Raw genomic sequence first — 19,154 nt, forward strand, 5'->3', positions numbered from 1 at the left:
AGGCGCGGCGGGTGGACGGTCACCCGCCCAGGCGCCGCACGTCCTGTTGCTCGACGTCCTTGAGGACACGGGCGACCGTGGCGAAGTCGTTGTCCCCGTGCAGGATGGTCAACCCGTGATGGACCGCCGTGGCGCAGATCAGGAGATCGACGACGCCCGCCGCACGGTGCTGTCCCTTCTGCGTCAGCTTGTACTGGGCGGTCTCCACCCATCGCCATGCGTCCTTGGGGACGCGCACCGGCGCGAACATCGCGGTGAGGCCTTCTCCGATCTCATCGCGGTCGTCCGCGCTGACGGAGCTGAAGAGGATCTCCGTCCGGGTGGCCTCGCACATGCCGATGGCACCGGTCTCGATCTCGGCGTCCCAGCGCCGCTGTGCGGAGGGATCGGTGCCGAGGTGGACGTACGCGCTGGTGTCGATGAGGTACGAGATCACTCCGCGCCCTCGCCGTGCTGGGCGGCCTTGCGGGCTTCCCACGCCCGGCGGGTGGACTCCAGTTCACCTCGTGCGCCCCGCTCCGCGAGCCGCTGGTACGCGGCCCTGCGGCGATGGCGCCTTATGACCTCTTCGAGCGCCGTGTTGATCGTGTCCTTCTTCGTGGTGGTCCCGAGCAGTTTCGCGGCCTCGGCGAGTACGACGTCGTCCACGTCCACGTTGGTCACACCCATGATCACCCTCCATGTGCCCCATGTGGGACGAATGCCCACCTCTCATACATGGTAGTCCCGGAGGAACCCTCCCGCCCGCCCCCGGCGTCCTGGGATCCGGGCGGCTGAGCTCGGGTGACAGGCCCCGGGAAGCGGGGCCCGGGTCACTGAGCCCCGCGCCCCGGTAGGGAAGTTGTCCACAGGGCCGCGCGCGCTGTCCGAGCGGTTCGCTACCTTCGGGGCATGTCCAACGAAGGTCGTGGGCCGGGTTCGGCCGTGCTCGAAGGGGTCCTTGAGCGGATCACCTACGCGAACGAGGAGAGCGGGTACACGGTCGCGCGCGTCGACACCGGGCGGGGGGCCGGGGACCTGCTCACCGTGGTCGGGGCGCTGCTCGGGGCGCAGCCGGGGGAGTCGCTGCGGATGGAGGGCCGTTGGGGTTCGCATCCGCAGTACGGCAAGCAGTTCACCGTCGAGAACTACACGACCCTGCTGCCCGCCACGATCCAGGGCATCCGCCGCTATCTCGGCTCGGGTCTGGTCAAGGGCATCGGCCCCGTCTTCGCCGATCGCATCACCCAGCACTTCGGCCTGGACACCCTCCAGATCCTGGAGGAGGCCCCGGCCCGGCTGATCGAGGTCCCGGGCCTCGGTCCGAAGCGCACGAAGAAGATCAGCGCGGCCTGGGAGGAGCAGAAGGCGATCAAGGAGGTGATGGTCTTCCTCCAGGGCGTCGGTGTCTCCACCTCGATCGCGGTCCGGATCTACAAGAAGTACGGGGACGCCTCGATCTCGGTCGTGCGGAACCAGCCCTACCGGCTCGCCGCCGACGTCTGGGGCATCGGCTTCCTCACCGCCGACAAGATCGCCCAGGCTGTGGGCATACCCCACGACAGCCCCGACCGGGTGAAGGCAGGCCTGCAGTACGCCCTCTCGCAGTCCAGCGACCAGGGGCACTGTTTCCTCCCCGAGGAGCGGCTGATCGCGGACGCGGTGAAGCTCCTCCAGGTCGACACCGGACTCGTCATCGAGTGCCTCGCCGAGCTGGCCGAGGACCCCGAGGGGGTCGTACGGGAAACCGTGCCCGGCCCCGAGGGGACGCCCGTCACCGCCGTGTACCTGATCCCCTTCCACCGGGCCGAGCTGTCGCTCGCGGGGCAGCTCCGGCGGCTGCTGCGGGCCGAGGAGGACCGGATGCCGGGCTTCCGGGACGTGGCCTGGGACAAGGCCCTCGCCTGGCTCGCCGACCGGACGGGGGCCTCGCTCGCGCCCGAGCAGGAGGAGGCCGTCCGGCTCGCGCTCACCCGGAAGGTCGCCGTGCTCACCGGCGGCCCCGGCTGCGGCAAGTCGTTCACGGTCCGCTCCATCGTGGAGCTGGCCCGTGCCAAGAAGGCCAAGGTCGTCCTCGCCGCGCCCACCGGCCGGGCGGCCAAGCGGCTCGCCGAGCTGACCGGCGCCGAGGCCTCCACGGTCCACCGGCTCCTCGAACTCAAGCCCGGCGGCGACGCGGCCTACGACCGGGACCGGCCGCTCGACGCCGACCTCGTCGTGGTCGACGAGGCCTCCATGCTCGACCTGCTCCTGGCGAACAAGCTGGTCAAGGCGGTCGCCCCCGGCGCCCATCTGCTCCTCGTGGGCGATGTGGACCAGCTCCCGTCGGTCGGCGCGGGCGAGGTCCTCGGCGATCTGCTCGCCCCGGGAAGCCCCGTACCGGCGGTCCGGCTGACCCGGATCTTCCGGCAGGCGCAGGAGTCCGGCGTCGTCACCAACGCGCACCGGATCAACGCCGGCACCCCGCCGAAGACCGAGGGCCTGCCGGACTTCTTCCTCTTCGTCGAGGAGGAGACCGAGGACGCCGCCCGGGTAGCCGTGGACGTCGCGGCCCGGCGGATTCCGGCCAAGTTCGGCCTCGACCCCCGCCGTGACGTCCAGGTCCTCGCACCGATGCACCGGGGCCCGGCCGGCGCGGGCTCGCTCAACGGACTGCTCCAGCAGGTCATCACTCCGGCCCGCCCCGATCTGCCGGAGAAGCGGTTCGGCGGCCGGGTCTTCCGCGTCGGCGACAAGGTCACCCAGATCAGGAACAACTACGACAAGGGGGCCAACGGGGTCTTCAACGGCACGGTCGGCGTCGTGACGCAGCTGGACCCCGTCGAGCAGAAGCTGACCGTACGGACGGACGAGGACGAGGAGGTGCCGTACGACTTCGACGAGCTGGACGAGCTCGCCCACGCGTACGCGGTCACCATCCACCGTTCGCAGGGCAGTGAGTATCCGGCCGTGGTGATCCCGGTCACCATGAGCGCCTGGATGATGCTTCAGCGGAACCTGCTCTACACGGCCGTGACCCGGGCGAAGAAGCTCGTGGTCCTCGTCGGCTCCCGGCGGGCGATCGCCCAGGCGGTCCGCACGGTCTCCGCGGGCAGACGCTTTACCGCACTCGCGTTTCGGCTCACAGGCGGCGCTCCCGTGTGAAAGATCACGGAGGACTACCGGAACCGGGGCGAAGGGGGCAGGATATGAAGGTTGGCGGCACTGAGTGCCGCCGATTGGCCCAATGGTCGACCCCGAGTGCACTCTCCTGAGCCAAATGGGGGATGGTAGAGACAGTCAGGGCACCTCGAAGAAGAGGCACTACGTCGGTGAGGGATGACGTGAGCGACAACTCTGTAGTACTGCGGTACGCGGACGGTGAATACACCTACCCGGTGGTCGAGAGCACCGTCGGCGACAAGGGCTTCGACATCGGGAAACTCCGAGCCCAGACCGGTCTGGTCACCCTGGACAGCGGATACGGCAACACCGCCGCCTATAAATCCGCGATCACCTACCTCGACGGTGAGCAGGGGATTCTGCGGTACCGCGGCTACCCCATCGAGCAGCTGGCCGAGCGCTCCACCTTCCTTGAGGTGGCGTACCTGCTGATCAACGGTGAGCTGCCCAAGGTCGACGAGCTGGCGACCTTCAAGAACGAGATCACGCAGCACACGCTCGTCCACGAGGACGTCAAGAACTTCTTCCGCGGTTTCCCGCGGGACGCCCACCCGATGGCGATGCTGTCGTCGGTGGTCTCCGCGCTGTCCACCTTCTACCAGGACAGCCACAACCCGTTCGACGAGGAGCAGCGTCACCTCTCCACGATCCGGCTGCTCGCGAAGCTGCCGACGATCGCGGCGTACGCGTACAAGAAGTCGATCGGTCACCCCTTCGTCTACCCGCGCAACGACCTCGGGTACGTCGAGAACTTCCTGCGGATGACCTTCTCGGTCCCGGCGCAGGAGTACGACCTGGACCCGGTCGTCGTCAACGCGCTCGACAAGCTGCTGATCCTGCACGCGGACCACGAGCAGAACTGCTCGACCTCCACCGTGCGTCTGGTCGGCTCCTCGCAGGCGAACATGTTCGCCTCGATCTCCGCCGGCATCTCGGCCCTGTGGGGCCCCCTGCACGGTGGCGCCAACCAGTCGGTCCTGGAGATGCTGGAAGGCATCAAGGCCAACGGCGGCGATGTCGACTCCTTCATCCGCAAGGTGAAGAACAAGGAGGACGGCGTCCGCCTGATGGGCTTCGGCCACCGGGTGTACAAGTCCTTCGACCCGCGCGCCAAGATCATCAAGGCGGCGGCGCACGATGTCCTCTCGGCCCTCGGCAAGTCCGACGAGCTGCTGGACATCGCGCTCAAGCTGGAGGAGCACGCGCTCTCCGACGAGTACTTCGTCTCGCGCAACCTCTACCCCAACGTGGACTTCTACACGGGCCTCATCTACCGCGCGATGGGCTTCCCGACCGAGATGTTCACCGTGCTCTTCGCGCTCGGCCGCCTGCCCGGCTGGATCGCCCAGTGGCACGAGATGATCAAGGAGCCCGGCTCCCGCATCGGCCGCCCGCGCCAGATCTACACCGGCGAGATCCTCCGCGACTTCGTCCCGGTCGAGGCCCGCTGAAGCCTTCGCCATGACTGAGGACGTGTCCCTGATCGGTTCACATCGACTGTGGATGCGCCTGAGCGGCGAGTGAGCCAAAGGGGCGCGTCGGTGTCGGCGTGACGAACGCGCGGAGGCCCGACGAAGGAGGGTCGAGCACGATCGTCGCGCCGACACCGGCTGTAGCGCCCCGGCGGCGAACCGAGCCCTCAAAAAAGAGGAAGCGCCCCGCTCTGTCGATCCCCCCACGGGTCGACGAGCGGGGCGCTTCCATGTCCCGGTGCGGATTCCCCCCACGGGATCCGGGCCGGGCGTCTGCGGGTGTCAGCAGAAGCTGCGCGGGTCGGCGCGACGCGGTCTGCCGGGGTACGTACGGGAGGGCCGCTCAAAGCTCCCCGGTGCACGTGCCCCGGCCAACGCTTGCCTGGAACGTCCCCCAAGACATTCCATGAACGTCCCCCAAGACGTTCTCGGCATCGCCCACTTAGACTCGCGAACAGCCCAGATGGTTACCCCCCAATATCTGTGATCTAGGTCTCTTTGTGAAGGTCCTGTGCGTCACGCGTGGGTGAATTCACGCGAAGCGGCGCAGACGAAGGCTGTTGGATACGACGAAGACGGACGAAAAGGCCATCGCCAGTCCCGCGATCATCGGGTTCAGAAGGCCGGCCGCGGCGAGCGGCAGCGCGGCCACGTTGTAGCCGAAGGCCCAGCCCAGGTTGCCCTTGATCGTCACCAGGGTGCGGCGGGCGAGCCGGATCGCGTCCGCCGCGACCCGCAGGTCCCCCCGGACCAGGGTCAGATCGCTCGCCTCGATCGCCGCGTCCGTGCCGGTCCCCATCGCCAGGCCCAGATCCGCCGTGGCGAGGGCCGCCGCGTCGTTCACCCCGTCGCCGACCATCGCGACCGTCCGGCCCTCCGCCTGGAGCCGCCGGACCACCTCGGCCTTCTCCTCCGGCAGCACCTCGGCGATCACCTCGTCGATGCCGACCTCCGCCGCGACGGCCTCCGCCACCGCCCGGTGGTCCCCGGTGAGGAGAACCGGCCGCAGCCCGAGGCCGCGCAGCCGGGCGACGGCCTCCGCGCTGGTGTCCTTGACGGTGTCCGCGACGGTGAGGGTGCCCCGGGCGACCCCGTCCCAGGCGACGTGGACGGCGCCGGGCTCCGCACCCGCCGGTACGTCGACGCCCTCCGCCGTCAGCAGCGCGGGGCGGCCGACGAGGACCAGGTGTCCGTCGACCGAGCCGCGTACGCCGAGCCCGGGGACGTTCTCGAAGGTCTTCGGTACGGGGAGCTCGCCGCAGCGCTCGACGGCGCCGGCCGCGACCGCGCGGGCCACCGGGTGCTCGGAGGAGTGCTCCAGGGCCCCGGCCAGCCGGAGCAGCTCGGTCTCGTCGGTGGCGTCGGTGCCGTATTTCCCGCCGTACACACGCACACCGGCCAGCCGCATGCGGCCCGTGGTGACCGTGCCGGTCTTGTCGAGGACGATCGTGTCGACGCGGCGGGTGGACTCCAGGACCTCGGGGCCCTTGATCAGGATGCCGAGCTGCGCGCCGCGGCCGGTGCCGACCATGAGCGCGGTCGGGGTCGCGAGGCCCAGGGCGCAGGGGCAGGCGATGATCAGGACGGCGACGGAGGCCGTGAAGGAGGCCGTCGGGTCGTCGGTCAGCAGCAGCCAGGTGACGAGGGTGCCGAGTGCGATGAGCAGCACGACCGGCACGAAGACGGCGGAGATCCGGTCGGCGAGCCGCTGGACCTCGGCCTTGCCGTTCTGGGCGTCCTCGACGAGCTTCGCCATCCGGGCGAGCTGGGTGTCGGCGCCGACGCGGGTGGCCCGGACGACGAGCCGGCCCGAGACGTTGACGCAGCCGCCGGTGACGTCGCTGCCCGCGGTGACGTCCAGCGGCAGCGACTCGCCGGTGAGCAGGGCGGCGTCGACGGCCGACGCGCCCTCGGTGACGATGCCGTCGGTGGCGATCTTCTCCCCGGGCCGTACGACGAAGAGGTCGCCGGTCCGCAGCGCGGCGACCGGCACGCGCACCTCCGCGCCCGCCCGTCGCCCGCCGCCACCCTTGGCCGAGAGCGCTTCGCGCTCGCCCCCTTCGAATCGCAGGACGGCCACGTCCTTGGCGCCGAGTTCCATCAGGGCCCGGAGCGCCGCGCCCGCCTTCCGCTTGGCGCGGGCCTCCAGATAGCGGCCGAGCAGGATGAAGGTGACGACTCCGGCGGCGACTTCGAGGTAGATCGCGGAGGAGGCCTCGGAGCGGTCCACGGTCAGGTCGAAGCCGTGCCGCATGCCGGTCATGCCCGCGTCGCCGAGGAAGAGGGCCCAGAGCGACCAGCCGAAGGCGGCGAGGGTGCCGACCGAGACGAGGGTGTCCATGGTGGCGGCGCCGTGCCGGAGGTTGGTCCAGGCGGCCCGGTGGAAGGGCAGCCCGCCCCAGACGACGACGGGGGCGGCGAGGGTGAGCGAGAGCCACTGCCAGTTGTCGAACTGGAGGCTCGGGACCATGGCGAGCAGCACGACGGGCGCGGAGAGCAGCGCGGAGACGAGGAGCCGCTGCCGGAGGGAGGCGAGCTCGGGGTCCCGCGCGGGCTCCCGTTCCTCCGGTGTGATGGCCGGCTCCGGCTCCGGCGGCGGGGGTTCCTCCGCCGTGTAGCCGGTCTTGACGACGGTGGCGATCAGCGCGTCGACCCCGACCTCCGGCGGGTGCTCGATCCGCGCCTTCTCGGTGGCGTAGTTGACGGTCGCGGTCACCCCGTCCATGCGGTTGAGCTTCTTCTCGACGCGGGCCGCGCAGGAGGCGCAGGTCATCCCGCCGATCGTCAGTTCGGTGACCGCGGCATCGACGGGGGGAGCGGTGGTGCTGGAGGTCATGTGCGGTTCCAAAAGGGGAGCAGGGCCGTACCCGATAACGGTACGGCCCTGCGGGGTGTCGACGGGGGAGCGGTCAGACCAGCTCGTAGCCGGCCTCGTCGACGGCGGCGCGGACGGCCTCCTCGTCGAGCGGGGCGGCGGAGACGACGGTCACCTGGCCGGTGGAGGCGACGGCCGTCACCGACGAGACGCCGGGAAGCTCGGAGATCTCGCTCGACACCGCGCCCTCGCAGTGGCCGCAGGTCATGCCCTTGACCTGGTAGACGGTGGTGAGGTCGGTCTTCGTCTCTGCGGTCATGACGTTCTCCTCGTGGGTTCAGGGCCGTACACCATCAGACTATACCCCTAGGGGGTATAAATCCAGTCGGGGCGAGCCATAGAGGCTATGGTAAACACCCGATATGTCGCATTCGGGGACCACGCTCATCCTGATCATGGCGATCGCCGTCCTGGCGCCGCTGCTCGCCTACGGAGTCGGGCGCAGGCTTCCCGTCCCCCTCGTCATCTTCGAGATCCTGCTCGGCATCCTCATCGGCCCCGACGTCCTCGACTGGGCCCGGCCCGACGCGCTGATCGACGGACTCTCGGAGCTCGGCCTCACGATGCTGATCTTCCTCGCGGGGTACGAGATCGAGTTCGGCAAGGTCCGCGGCGACACCCTCCGGCGCTCCGTCCGGGCCTGGCTGATCGCCCTCGGGCTCGGACTCGCCACCGGGGTCCTCCTCGGCGGCGGATACACCAAGGGCGTCTTCATCGGCGTCGCGCTCACCAGCACCGCGCTCGGCACCGTCCTCCCGGTGCTCCGGGACTCGGGCGACCTCCAGGGGCGGTTCGGCACGGTCGTCATGGCCTTCGGCGCGGTCGGCGAGTTCGGCCCGATCATCGCGATGGCCCTGCTGCTCAGCGGGCGCGGCGCGGGCGAGTCGACCGCGCTGCTCGCGATCTTCGCGGCGCTCACCGCAGGGGCGGTGTTCTGGGCGCTGCGGCCGCGTCCGCCCTGGTTCTCCCGGATCATCGCCAAGACCCTGCACACCAGCGGTCAGTTCGCGGTCCGGTTCGTCCTCCTGCTGCTCGCCCTGATGCTGGGAGCCTCGCAGGCCCTCGGGCTCGACATCCTGCTCGGCGCCTTCGCGGCCGGACTCATCACCCGGCTCGTCCTGACCGGGGCCGCGCCCGAGTCGGGGCCGCGGATCCTGGAGAAGATCGAGGGCGTCGGCTTCGGCTTTCTCGTGCCCGTCTTCTTCGTCGTCACCGGGATCGAGCTCGACCTGGCCTCGCTCCTCGACGGCGGCCGCACCCTGCTCCTGCTGCCGGTCTTCCTGCTGCTCTTCCTGGCGGTGCGCGGCGGACCGATCTGGTTCCTCGCCCCGCGCGACCTCGACCGCAAGGACCGGGGCGGACTCGTGCTGTACGGCTCCACCGCGCTGCCGCTCGTCGTCGCCATCACGGCCATCGGTGTGGACGACAAGGTGATGACGGCGGGGGAGGCGGCGGCGCTGGTGGGGGCCGGCATGCTCTCCGTGCTCGTCTTCCCGCTGGTCGCGCTGAAGTCGCGGTCGGGGGCGAAGGGCCTCCCGTCCGAGCGGATCAGCGGCTCGGAGTCGTGGTGACCCGCCCCTCGACCAAGGGGGAGAGGTAGCGCAGGAGGAGTGTCTTCAGCTCCGCGACCGTGGCGTCCCGCTCGGGCCCCTCGGGTGCGGCGAGGACGAGGTCCAGGCCCCCCTTGAACGCGGCGAAGGTCATTCCCGCGGTCCGGAGCCGGTCCGCGGCGGGCAGCGCGGGCGCGTAGTGGGCGATGACCTCCTCCACGCGGGTGAGCAGGGTGGCGTGCAGCTCGTCGTGCTCCTCCGCGATCCGGCCGGGAACCTCGGAGCCGTGCATCAGGGCGAGGAAGGCCGGGTTGGCGCAGTTGAACTCGATCAGCGGGTCGACGACCGCGTCCAGCAGCTCGGGGAGCGGCAGGGCGAGGTTCTCCGGGGTGAACGCCTGGCCGTGGGCCTCCCGCATCTGGTGCAGCAGCCGTCCGCCCAGCTCGATCGCGATGGCTTCCTTGTTGGGGAAGTACTGGTAGAGCGTGCCGGGCGAGACGTGGGCCTCGCGGGCGATCGCGTTGGTGCTGGACGCCGTGTAGCCGTTCGCGCAGAAGACGTCGGCGGCGGCCTGGAGCAGCTGCGCAATACGGCGCTCGCCCCGCGCCTGACGGCGGCGCGGCTTGGTTTCTTCGGACATGGCTGTCCCCAGATCTCCTCAACACGTTTGACAAACACGAGAGGTCGCTCGCATTCTTGAGAAACGCGAGTGATCACTCGTGTTTGCCAGTCTATGGCAACGGGCGACCCATGTGACCTGCCGGGAAGCGAGCACAGGGTCAGGTGAAGGGGACACCTCGTCATGGCCGAAGTCAAGAAATCAGCACCCGGCGGGGGCGGATCCAGCGGATCTCCGGCATCGGAAGCCGGCGGATCCCCGAAGCGGGAAGAGTCGGGCGGCTGGACGCGGTTCGTGACCGCGCGCCCCCGTCTCACCCTGCTCGTCGCCCTCGTCCTGACCGCCCTCGCCGTCCTGGCCGGCGGCGGGGTGGCCGACCGGATGGGCAGTGGCGGCTGGGAGGACCCGGCCGCCGAGTCCACGTACGCGACCGAGGCCCTCGGGCGCCGGTTCCCCGGCTCCCAGCCCAATCTGCTCCTGCTCGTCGACGCCGGAGCGGCCGGCGCCGACGCACCCGCGGTCGCCGCCGAGGCGCGTCGGCTCGCCGAGCGGCTCGACGCCGAGCCGGGCGTCGACGGCGTCGGATCCTACTGGTCCACCGGCTCGCCCGCCCTCCGCTCCGAGGACGGCCGCAAGGCCGTGATCGCCGCCCGCATCGCGGGCGAGGAGAAGGACGCGGCCGCCGTCCTCGACCGGATCGCCCCCGAGTACCGCGGCACCCACGGCCCCGTCGAGGTCTCCCTCGGCGGCGGACTCGCCGTGCGCCACGAGATGCAGACGGTCATCCAGGAGGACCTGCTGCGGGCCGAGCTCATCGCCCTGCCCCTCACCCTCGTCCTGCTCGTCATGGTCTTCGGCAGCGCCGTCGCCGCCCTGCTGCCGCTCGGCGTCGGCATCGTCGCCATCCTCGGTACCAACGCCGTGCTGCGCGGCCTCACCGAGTTCACCGACGTCTCCGTCTTCGCGCAGAACCTGACGACGGCCCTCGGCCTCGGACTCGCCATCGACTACGCCCTGTTCGTCGTCCGCCGCTACCGCGAGGAACTCGCCGCCGGGGCCGACACGTACACCGCCGTCCGCACCACCCTGCGCACCGCCGGGCGGACCGTGCTCTTCTCCGCCCTGACCGTCGCCGTCTCGCTCGCCGCGATGCTGGTCTTCCCGCAGTACTTCCTGCGCTCCTTCGCGTACGCCGGGATCGCCGTGGTCCTGCTCGCCGCGACCGCCGCCCTCACCCTGCTCCCGGCGGCCCTCGTGCTGCTCGGCGACCGGGTCAACGCACTCGACCTGCGGCGCCTCCTCCGGCGCGGCAAGGCGCCCCGCGCGAACGCCCCCGACGGCGAGGGCGCGGGCTGGGCGCGGGCCGCCGCGCTCGTGATGCGCAGGGCGCCGGTCTTCGCCGTCCTCACCACCGCCGGACTCGTCCTCCTCGGACTGCCCTTCCTCGGCGTGAAGTTCGGCACCGCCGACGACCGTCAGCTGCCCGTCACCGCCTCCTCCCGGGTCGTCCAGGACGAGCTGCGGCACGGCTTCCCCGGCGACCCCGGCGGCACCCTCACCGTCCTCGCCGAAGGCGAGGCCACCCCCGCGCAGTACGCGGCCTTCCGCGAGCGGATCGGCGCGCTCGACGGTGTGGTCCGGGCCGACGGGCCGGTGACCGCCGCCGGCGGCCACGCCTACTTCACCGTCGTCCCCGAGGGCGAGACCGTCGGCGACCGGGCCCAGCGGGCCGTGGCCGAACTGCGCGCCGCCCCCGCCCCGTTCGAGACCTCCGTCACCGGACAGGCCGCCGTCCTCGTCGACTCCAAGGACGCCCTCGCCGAGCGGCTGCCCTGGGCGGCGGCGATCATCGTGCTCGTCACGCTGCTCCTGGTCTTCCTGCTCACCGGCAGCGTCCTCATCCCCGTCCAGGCCGTCGTCCTCAACGCCCTCAGCCTCACGGCGATGTTCGGCGCGGTCGTCTGGGTCTTCCAGGACGGGCACCTCGCGGGACTCCTCGGCTTCACCCCCACCGGGGACATAGAGACCACCCTGCCCGTGCTGATGTTCTGCGTGGCCTTCGGACTCTCCATGGACTACGGCGTCTTCCTGCTCTCCCGCATCAAGGAGGAGTACGACGCCACCGGCGACCACGAGCACTCCGTCCGCTTCGGTCTGCGCCACACCGGCGGCCTCATCACCGCGGCAGCCGTGATCCTCGCCGTCGTCATGGTCGCCATCGGCACCTCCCGCGTCACCAACACCAAGATGCTCGGCCTCGGCGTCGCCCTCGCCGTCCTCATGGACGCCACGGTGGTCCGCAGCCTCCTCGTCCCCTCCGTGATGAAGCTGACCGGCCGCCTCACCTGGTGGGCCCCCGGGCCGCTGCGGCGCTTCCACGACCGCTTCGGCATCAGCGAGTCGGACGCGCCGGCCCCGACCCCGGCCCCGACCCCGTCGACGGAGCCGCAGGCCGGAGCAGCGGCAGGCGGGCCGCAGGCGCCCGAGGTGCCCGGGGACCGCCGGGAGATGACCTCTCTCCGCCCGTGACAGCCGCCGCCCGTACGCAGCGGGGGCCGGGCCCGGGATCACCGGGTCCGGCCCCCGCGGGCGGGCGGTACGTCAGGTCAGTCGCGGCGGCCCCGGTTGCCCGGGCGGCTGGCGACCCAGGCGCGGATCGTGTCCGCGTACCAGTAGGGCTTGCCCGACTCCACCTGGTCGGGGGCCGGCAGCAGTCCGTGCTTCCGGTAGGAGCGGACCGTGTCGGGCTGCACCCGGATGTGTGCGGCGATGTCCTTGTACGACCAGAGCCTTCTGTCCGTCATGCCTGGTACCTCCCTGCGCGCCACGCAGCGGCGGCGGGGGTGCCGTTCGGGGGCGCTGCGGGCATGCGATGGCGATCACTGAGCCATTGCCCCCTGCAACGACCCCTCCAGACCGGAGGGGAACGCCTGTCGAGCGCCTGTGACGGAAAACCCGCGTAACGGAGATATGTGTGACGCGGAAGCGACGTGCGTGACGAAAGAGAAGCATCGGAACATCGGTGTGTCCGCGTGCGTCACCCCTGGTCAGGAAGGTATGCGCCGGTCGCGCGCCGGTCACACCCCGCAGGAGCGGAGAAAGCGCCGGGTACGGAGCGCGATCGGGTACGGAACATCCGGCTCGCACGGGTACATGTCCTGCTCGACGATCGCGAACAGATCCACGTCCAGGGCCGTGGCGGCCGCGAGCACCGGTTCCAGGGCGGGCACCCCGGACGGCGGCTCGCACATCACCCCGCGCGCCACCGCCGGACCGAACGGCACCCCCTCGGCCACCACCCCCGCCAGGATCTCCGGGTCGACCTGCTTGAGATGCAGATAGCCGATCCGCTCACCGTACGTCTCGATCAGCTTGACGCTGTCCCCGCCGGCGTACGCGTAGTGCCCGGTGTCCAGACAGAGCGAGACCGCCTCCGGATCGGTCGCGTCCAGGAACCGCGTCACGCTCTCCTCGTCGTCCAGATGGGTGTCGGCGTGCGGATGGACGACGATCCGCAGCCCGTACCGCTCGCGCACCTCCCGGCCGAGCCGCTCGGTGAGCCCCGTCAGGTCCCGCCACTGCGCGGCGGTGAGCGTCCGGTCCTCCAGGACCTCGCCCGTCCGGTCGTCCCGCCAGAACGACGGGATGACGACCAGATGGCCCGCGCCCACCGCCTGCGCCAGGGCCGCGTTCTCGGCGACGTGCGCCCAGGTCCGGTCCCAGACGTCCTCGCCGTGGTGGAGGCCGGTGAAGACCGTTCCTGCCGAGACCCGCAGGCCGCGCCGCGCGGTCTCCTCCGTCAGGACGGCCGGATCGGTGGGCAGATAGCCGTACGGGCCGAGCTCGATCCACCCGTAGCCCGCGCCGGACACCTCGTCCAGGAAGCGCTGCCACGGCACCTGCCGGGGATCGTCGGGGAACCACACCCCCCAGGAGTCCGGGGCGGAACCGATCCGGATCCGGGACGGCGAGGCGGAGGGGGAGGACGGCGAGGGCGGCTGCGGTGACGGCGTCGTCATGCCTGCCACCTTGACCGGGGCCCGCGAGCAGCGTCAAGGAGGCCGCTCCGGCCCGCACGGGCTGCTCCTCGCCGACGGCCTGGTCGTCCGAATGTCCGGACATATCGTTGACACGCCTCAGGGCGGACGGCTAGACCTGGGTGCGGAGGGATCCGAGCGCGAGGGACCTGGGCCGGAAGCCGGACGCGAGAGGTGGCGCGGGTGGAGTCGGAGCCGTACGACCTGATCACCATGGGGCGCCTCGGCGTGGACCTGTACCCGCTCCAGACCGGCGTCGGGCTCGACCGGGTCGACACCTTCGCCAAATTCCTCGGCGGCTCCCCGGCGAACGTCGCCGTCGCCGCCGCCCGGCTCGGCCTGCGCACCGCACTCGTCTCCCGCACCGGCGCCGACCCCTTCGGGACCTATCTGCGCCGCGAGCTGAAGGGCTTCGGCGTGGACGAGCGCTGGGTGACCGAGGTCGACGCGTACCCCACCCCCGTCACCTTCTGCGCCCTCTTCCCGCCCGACGACTTCCCGCTCACCTTCTACCGCCGCCCCAAGGCCCCCGACCTGGAGATCCACCCGCACGAGCTGGACCTCGACGCGATCCGCGCCGCCCGGGTCCTCTGGGCGACCGGCACCGGCCTCTGCGCCGAGCCGAGCCGCACCGCGACCCTGGAGGCGCTCCGGGCCAGGTCCGGGCGCGAGGTGACGGTCCTCGACCTGGACTGGCGGCCGATGTTCTGGACGGACCCGGCGGCCGCCCGCCCGTACTACGCCGAGGCGCTGCGGCACGCGACCGTCGCCGTCGGCAACCTCGACGAGTGCGAGGTGGCGACGGGGGAGCGCGAGCCGTACGCGGCTGCCCGCGCGCTGCTCGCCGCCGGAGGCGACACCGGGCTCCGGCTCGCCGTCGTCAAGAAGGGCCCCGAGGGTGTCCTCGCGCTCGCCGCCGACGGGACGAGCGCCGAGGTGCCGCCACTGCCGGTGGAGGTGGTCAACGGCCTCGGAGCGGGCGACGCGTTCGGCGGGGCGCTCGTCCACGGACTGCTCGCCGGCCGGGACCTGGAGACCACCCTCCGCCACGCCAACGCCGCCGGCGCGATCGTCGCGGGCCGCCTCGCCTGCTCGTCCGCCATGCCGTACGCCGCCGAGATCGCCGAGGCCCTCGCGACCGGCTCCGGAACCCTGGCGGAAAAGGGGTAGGGGTCAGGCATGAGCACCCACGGGTCAGGCATGAGCACCCACCACCCCGCGTCCGTCGACCCCCCGTCCCACCACCCCCCGTCCCACCATCCCCCGTCCCTCCACCTCCCCGCCGGAACCGCCGCACGCGGCCCGTACGGGCTCGACATCGACCCCGAGCGGGCCGGCTGGACCTACTCCGCCCTCCGGGTCCTCACCCTCGGACCGGGCGGGATCCACTCCTTCGACAGCGGGGATTCCGAATGGATCGTGCTTCCCCTCTCCGGTGCCTGTAGCGTGCGCGTCGACGGCGAGATCCTCGAACTCCTGGGCCGCGCGAGCGTGTTCGACGGAGTGACCGACTTCGCCTACGTACCGCGCGACACCCACGCCCAGATCGCCTCCGGCGCGGGAGGCCGCTTCGCTTTGGCAGGAGCGAAGTGCGAGCGACGACTCCCCGCCCGCTACGGCCCCGCGCCGGAGGTTCCCGTCGAGACCCGGGGCAGCGGGAACCGCGCCCGCCAGGTACGGAACTTCGCCTCGGCGGACGCCTTCCCCTGCGACCGGCTCATCGCCGTCGAGGTCGTCACACCCGGCGGCAACTGGTCCTCGTACCCGCCGCACAAGCACGACGAGCACCGCCCCGGCGCCGAGTCCGTCCTCGAAGAGATCTACTACTACGAGATCGAGGGCCCGGGAGCCCTCGCCTACCAGCGGATCTCCCCCTCCCGGCCCGGCGGCGCCGAGCTCCTCGCCGAGGTACGGGACGGTGACGCCGTCCTCGTACCCGACGGCTGGCACGGCCCGTCGATCGCCCAGCCCGGACACCCGCTGTACTACCTGAACGTCATGGCCGGCCCCGGCCCCGAACGGGAGTGGCGGATCTGCTTCCACCCCGACCACACGGAGGGATACGCATGAGCGTCCGGCTCACCGTCGCCCAGGCCCTGGTGCGTTTCCTCGCCGCGCAGCACACCGAACGCGACGGCGTACGGCAGCGGCTGATCACGGCGACCTGGGGCATCTTCGGCCACGGCAACGTCGCCGGGATCGGCCAGGCCCTCGTCGAGGACCCCGCCCTGATGCCCTTCCACCAGGGCCGCAACGAACAGGCCATGGTGCACGCGGCCGTCGGCTACGCCCGCCAGTCCAACCGGCTGCGCGCCCACGCCGTCACCACCTCCATCGGCCCCGGCGCCACCAACCTCGTCACCGGCGCCGCCCTCGCCACCGTCAACCACCTGCCGGTCCTGCTCCTCCCCGGCGACACCTTCGCGGGCCGCCCCGCCGACCCCGTACTCCAGCAGCTCGAAGTCCCGTACGCGGGCGATGTGTCGGTCAACGACTGCCTGCGCCCGGTCTCGAAGTACTTCGACCGCGTCGGGCGCCCCGAGGCCCTGATCCCGGCCGCGCTCGCCGCGATGCGGGTCCTCACCGACCCCGTGGAGACCGGCGCGGTGACCCTGGCGCTGCCCCAGGACGTGCAGGCGGAGGCGTACGACTGGCCGGAGGAGTTCCTCGCCGACCGGATCTGGCGGGTCCGCCGCCCCCGCCCCGACACGGCCGAACTCGACGACGCCGTACGGGCGATCAGGGCGGCCAAGCGCCCGCTGATCGTCGCGGGCGGCGGCGTCCGGCACAGCCGCGCCGAGGACGCCCTGCGGACCTTCGCCGAGCGGACCGGCATCCCCGTCGCCACCACCCAGGCCGGCAAGGGCGTCCTGCCGTACGACCACCCCGGCGAGACCGGCGGCATCGGCCACACCGGCAGCGCCACCGCGAACGCCCTGGCCGGGACCAGCGATCTGATCCTCGGCGTCGGCACCCGCTACACCGACTTCACCACCGCCTCCGGCACCCTCTTCCCCCGGGGCGTCCGCTTCGTCAACCTCAACATCGCGGGCTTCGACGCCCACAAGCTCGGCGCGCTCCCGCTCGTCGCCGACGCCCGCGAGGGCCTCACCGCACTCACCGAGGCGCTCGGCGGCCACCGCCAGGAGATGGTTCAGTGGATCTTCTCGAAGCGGGACTGGCAGGAGCAGGTCGACGCCGCCTACGCCGTCGCCGACGAGGACGCCCGCCCCACCCAGGCCCAGGTCCTCGGCGTACTCGACACTCTGGTCGACGGCAGCGACATCCTGATCAACGCCGCCGGATCGCTCCCCGGCGACCTCCACAAGCTGTGGCGCACCCGCTCGCCCGACCAGTACCACGTCGAATACGGCTACTCGTGCATGGGCTACGAGATCCCCGCCGCCCTCGGCGTCGCCCTCGCCGCCCCCGGCCGGCCGGTCTGGGCCCTCGTCGGCGACGGTACGTACCTGATGAATCCCACCGAGATCGTCACCGCCGTCCAGGAGCGGCTGCCCATCAAGGTGGTCATCCTCCAGAACCACGGCTACGCCTCCATCGGCGGCCTCTCGGAGGCGGTCGGCGCCGAGCGGTTCGGCACCGACTACCGCCACCGGGACGCCTTCGGCGGCTTCACCGGCCCGCCGCTCCCCGTCGACCTCGGCGCCAACGCCGCCTCCCTCGGCATGCGGGTGCTGCGCCCCCGCACCGTGCGTGACCTGCGGGAAGCCCTCGCGGACGCGCGGACCGCGACGGTTCCCACATGTGTCTACGTCGAGACCGAAACGGCAGACACTGTGTCGGGCCCGCCCCCGGCCCAGGCATGGTGGGATGTGCCCGTGGCCGAGACCTCGACCCGCCCGTCGGCGGTCAAGGCCCGGGAGGAGTACGACCGGCACGTCACCGCCCGACGCCGCCATCTCTGAAGGAGCATTTCGTCATGACGAACACCGTCAAGACCGTCAACCACTGGATCGGTGGCAAGACCGTCGAGGGCACGTCGGGCAACTGGGGCCCGGTCACCGACCCGGCCACCGGCGCCGTGACCACGAAGGTCGCGCTCGCCTCCGTCGAGGAGGTCGACGCCGCCGTCGCCGCCGCCAAGGACGCCTGGGCGACCTGGGGCACCTCCTCGCTCGCCCAGCGCACCACCATCCTCTTCAAGTTCCGCGCGCTCCTCGACGCCAACCGCGACGCCATCGCCGAACTGATCGTCGCCGAGCACGGCAAGGTCCACTCCGACGCGCTCGGCGAGGTCGCCCGCGGCCTGGAGATCGTCGACCTGGCCTGCGGCATCACCACCCAGCTCAAGGGCGAGCTCTCCACCCAGGTGTCCAACCGGGTCGACGTGGCGTCGATCCGCCAGCCCGTCGGCGTCGTCGCCGGCATCACGCCCTTCAACTTCCCGGCCATGGTGCCGATGTGGATGTTCCCGATCGCCATCGCGACCGGCAACACCTTCATCCTCAAGCCGAGCGAGAAGGACCCGTCGCCGTCCCTCAAGATCGCCGAGCTGCTCGCCGAGGCGGGCCTTCCGGACGGTGTCTTCAACGTCCTCCACGGCGACAAGGTGGCCGTCGACCGGCTCCTCGAGCACCCGGACGTCTCCGCGGTCTCCTTCGTCGGCTCGACCCCGATCGCCCGGTACATCCACACCACCGCCTCCGCCAACGGCAAGCGCGTCCAGGCGCTCGGCGGCGCGAAGAACCACATGCTGGTCCTCCCGGACGCCGACCTCGACGCGGCGGCCGACGCGGCCGTCTCGGCGGCGTACGGCTCCGCCGGCGAGCGCTGCATGGCCATCTCGGCCGTCGTGGCCGTCGGGTCCATCGGCGACGAGCTGGTCCAGAAGATCCGCGAGCGCGCCGAGAAGATCAAGATCGGCCCCGGCACCGACCCGACCTCCGAGATGGGCCCGCTCATCACGGCCGTCCACCGCGACAAGGTCGCCTCGTACGTCCACGGCGCGGCGGACGAGGGCTGCGAGGTCGTCCTCGACGGCACCGGCTACACGGTCGACGGCCACGAGGACGGCCACTGGATCGGCCTCTCCCTCCTGGACCACGTGCCGACCACGGCCAAGGCCTACCAGGACGAGATCTTCGGCCCGGTGCTCTGCGTGCTGCGCACCGAGACGTACGAGGAGGGCCTCGCCCTCATCAACGCCTCGCCGTTCGGCAACGGCACCGCGATCTTCACCCGCGACGGCGGCGCCGCCCGCCGCTTCCAGCTGGAGGTCGAGGCCGGCATGGTCGGCGTGAACGTGCCGATCCCGGTGCCGGTCGGCTACCACTCCTTCGGTGGCTGGAAGGACTCGCTCTTCGGCGACCACCACATCTACGGCAACGACGGCGTGCACTTCTACACCCGCGGCAAGGTCGTCACCACCCGCTGGCCGGACCCGTCCGACGCCCCGGCGGGCGTGGACCTGGGCTTCCCGCGCAACCACTGACGCGGGCG

At 71.5% G+C, this 19,154-nt stretch carries 15 protein-coding genes; 8 read left to right on the forward strand and 7 right to left on the reverse strand.

Annotated elements, in window-relative coordinates:
- Window positions 1–19 precede the first annotated feature (19 nt).
- Together N5875_RS25110 and N5875_RS25115 are read right to left on the reverse strand one after the other, a co-directional pair.
- Window positions 20–436: a PIN domain nuclease gene (locus tag N5875_RS25110; protein WP_318209906.1), complete on the reverse strand. Its 417-nt coding sequence runs from the start codon at window positions 434–436 to the stop codon at window positions 20–22.
- Window positions 433–669, reverse strand: coding sequence for a type II toxin-antitoxin system VapB family antitoxin (locus N5875_RS25115; RefSeq protein WP_318209905.1), 237 nt, complete (start codon window positions 667–669; stop codon window positions 433–435). Before N5875_RS25115 ends, N5875_RS25110 begins: the two co-directional genes overlap by 4 nt.
- 222 nt (window positions 670–891) lie before the next feature.
- On the opposite strand from N5875_RS25115, the gene N5875_RS25120 reads away from it, so the two are divergent.
- A complete protein-coding gene (locus tag N5875_RS25120; RefSeq protein ID WP_318209904.1) occupies window positions 892–3,123 on the forward strand; it encodes an ATP-dependent RecD-like DNA helicase in 2,232 nt (743 codons plus the stop codon).
- 179 nt (window positions 3,124–3,302) lie between these two features.
- The gene (locus N5875_RS25125) at window positions 3,303–4,592 is read left to right on the forward strand and encodes a citrate synthase (protein WP_187624422.1); all 1,290 of its coding nucleotides are present in this window, start codon (window positions 3,303–3,305) and stop codon (window positions 4,590–4,592) included.
- A gap of 553 nt (window positions 4,593–5,145) precedes the next feature.
- On the opposite strand, the gene N5875_RS25130 is transcribed toward N5875_RS25125, so the two are convergent.
- Together N5875_RS25130 and N5875_RS25135 are read right to left on the reverse strand one after the other, a co-directional pair.
- Window positions 5,146–7,449: a heavy metal translocating P-type ATPase gene (locus N5875_RS25130; RefSeq protein WP_338496154.1), complete on the reverse strand. Its 2,304-nt coding sequence runs from the start codon at window positions 7,447–7,449 to the stop codon at window positions 5,146–5,148.
- 73 nt (window positions 7,450–7,522) lie between these two features.
- Window positions 7,523–7,747 carry a cation transporter gene (locus tag N5875_RS25135; RefSeq protein ID WP_030325038.1) on the reverse strand — a complete coding sequence of 75 codons (225 nt, stop codon included), beginning with the start codon at window positions 7,745–7,747 and terminating at the stop codon, window positions 7,523–7,525.
- Between the two features lie 103 nt (window positions 7,748–7,850).
- Here N5875_RS25135 and N5875_RS25140 point away from each other — a divergent pair, with 103 nt between their 5' ends.
- The gene (locus N5875_RS25140) at window positions 7,851–9,059 is read left to right on the forward strand and encodes a cation:proton antiporter (protein ID WP_338496157.1); all 1,209 of its coding nucleotides are present in this window, start codon (window positions 7,851–7,853) and stop codon (window positions 9,057–9,059) included.
- Here N5875_RS25140 and N5875_RS25145 read toward each other — a convergent pair.
- Window positions 9,037–9,678 carry a TetR/AcrR family transcriptional regulator gene (locus tag N5875_RS25145; RefSeq protein WP_318209901.1) on the reverse strand — a complete coding sequence of 214 codons (642 nt, stop codon included), beginning with the start codon at window positions 9,676–9,678 and terminating at the stop codon, window positions 9,037–9,039. The genes N5875_RS25140 and N5875_RS25145 overlap by 23 nt on opposite strands.
- A 162-nt stretch (window positions 9,679–9,840) precedes the next feature.
- Between N5875_RS25145 and N5875_RS25150 the strand changes: the two genes are divergently transcribed.
- Complete coding sequence (locus N5875_RS25150; protein ID WP_338496160.1) at window positions 9,841–12,186, forward strand: MMPL family transporter; 2,346 nt, start codon at window positions 9,841–9,843, stop codon at window positions 12,184–12,186.
- 77 nt (window positions 12,187–12,263) lie between these two features.
- Here the strand turns inward: N5875_RS25150 and N5875_RS25155 are convergent, their stop codons facing one another.
- Both N5875_RS25155 and N5875_RS25160 read right to left on the reverse strand, forming a co-directional pair.
- Window positions 12,264–12,461: a MarR family transcriptional regulator gene (locus N5875_RS25155; RefSeq protein WP_318209899.1), complete on the reverse strand. Its 198-nt coding sequence runs from the start codon at window positions 12,459–12,461 to the stop codon at window positions 12,264–12,266.
- A gap of 273 nt (window positions 12,462–12,734) precedes the next feature.
- A complete protein-coding gene (locus N5875_RS25160) occupies window positions 12,735–13,676 on the reverse strand; it encodes a sugar phosphate isomerase/epimerase (protein WP_318209898.1) in 942 nt (313 codons plus the stop codon).
- 231 nt (window positions 13,677–13,907) lie between these two features.
- Between N5875_RS25160 and iolC the strand changes: the two genes are divergently transcribed.
- From iolC to mmsA, 4 genes are read left to right on the forward strand one after another with little or no spacing between them, the layout of a single operon-like run.
- The gene (gene iolC / locus N5875_RS25165) at window positions 13,908–14,864 is read left to right on the forward strand and encodes a 5-dehydro-2-deoxygluconokinase (protein WP_318210188.1); all 957 of its coding nucleotides are present in this window, start codon (window positions 13,908–13,910) and stop codon (window positions 14,862–14,864) included.
- Window positions 14,865–14,894: 30 nt separating this feature from the next.
- Window positions 14,895–15,764: a 5-deoxy-glucuronate isomerase gene (gene iolB, locus N5875_RS25170; protein WP_338496162.1), complete on the forward strand. Its 870-nt coding sequence runs from the start codon at window positions 14,895–14,897 to the stop codon at window positions 15,762–15,764.
- Window positions 15,761–17,620, forward strand: coding sequence for a 3D-(3,5/4)-trihydroxycyclohexane-1,2-dione acylhydrolase (decyclizing) (gene iolD, locus N5875_RS25175; RefSeq protein WP_338496164.1), 1,860 nt, complete (start codon window positions 15,761–15,763; stop codon window positions 17,618–17,620). The genes iolB and iolD overlap by 4 nt, the downstream gene beginning before the upstream one ends.
- Window positions 17,621–17,634: 14 nt before the next feature.
- Window positions 17,635–19,146, forward strand: a complete 1,512-nt coding sequence (gene mmsA, locus N5875_RS25180; RefSeq protein ID WP_338496166.1) for a CoA-acylating methylmalonate-semialdehyde dehydrogenase — start codon at window positions 17,635–17,637, stop codon at window positions 19,144–19,146.
- Window positions 19,147–19,154 lie beyond the last annotated feature (8 nt).

Origin of the sequence: Streptomyces sp. SJL17-4, assembly GCF_036826855.1 — a bacterium.
GTDB lineage: Bacteria > Actinomycetota > Actinomycetes > Streptomycetales > Streptomycetaceae > Streptomyces.

What these genes read in the sequence shown, in the direction of transcription:
- N5875_RS25115 (WP_318209905.1), bottom strand. Translation starts at nt 669, where the DNA reads ATGGGTGTGACCAACGTGGACGTGGACGACGTCGTACTCGCCGAGGCC.
- N5875_RS25120 (WP_318209904.1), top strand. Translation starts at nt 892, where the DNA reads ATGTCCAACGAAGGTCGTGGGCCGGGTTCGGCCGTGCTCGAAGGGGTC.
- N5875_RS25130 (WP_338496154.1), bottom strand. Translation starts at nt 7,449, where the DNA reads ATGACCTCCAGCACCACCGCTCCCCCCGTCGATGCCGCGGTCACCGAA.
- N5875_RS25135 (WP_030325038.1), bottom strand. Translation starts at nt 7,747, where the DNA reads ATGACCGCAGAGACGAAGACCGACCTCACCACCGTCTACCAGGTCAAG.
- N5875_RS25140 (WP_338496157.1), top strand. Translation starts at nt 7,851, where the DNA reads ATGTCGCATTCGGGGACCACGCTCATCCTGATCATGGCGATCGCCGTC.
- N5875_RS25145 (WP_318209901.1), bottom strand. Translation starts at nt 9,678, where the DNA reads ATGTCCGAAGAAACCAAGCCGCGCCGCCGTCAGGCGCGGGGCGAGCGC.
- N5875_RS25150 (WP_338496160.1), top strand. Translation starts at nt 9,841, where the DNA reads ATGGCCGAAGTCAAGAAATCAGCACCCGGCGGGGGCGGATCCAGCGGA.
- N5875_RS25155 (WP_318209899.1), bottom strand. Translation starts at nt 12,461, where the DNA reads ATGACGGACAGAAGGCTCTGGTCGTACAAGGACATCGCCGCACACATC.
- N5875_RS25160 (WP_318209898.1), bottom strand. Translation starts at nt 13,676, where the DNA reads ATGACGACGCCGTCACCGCAGCCGCCCTCGCCGTCCTCCCCCTCCGCC.
- iolC (WP_318210188.1), top strand. Translation starts at nt 13,908, where the DNA reads ATGGGGCGCCTCGGCGTGGACCTGTACCCGCTCCAGACCGGCGTCGGG.
- iolB (WP_338496162.1), top strand. Translation starts at nt 14,895, where the DNA reads ATGAGCACCCACCACCCCGCGTCCGTCGACCCCCCGTCCCACCACCCC.
- iolD (WP_338496164.1), top strand. Translation starts at nt 15,761, where the DNA reads ATGAGCGTCCGGCTCACCGTCGCCCAGGCCCTGGTGCGTTTCCTCGCC.
- mmsA (WP_338496166.1), top strand. Translation starts at nt 17,635, where the DNA reads ATGACGAACACCGTCAAGACCGTCAACCACTGGATCGGTGGCAAGACC.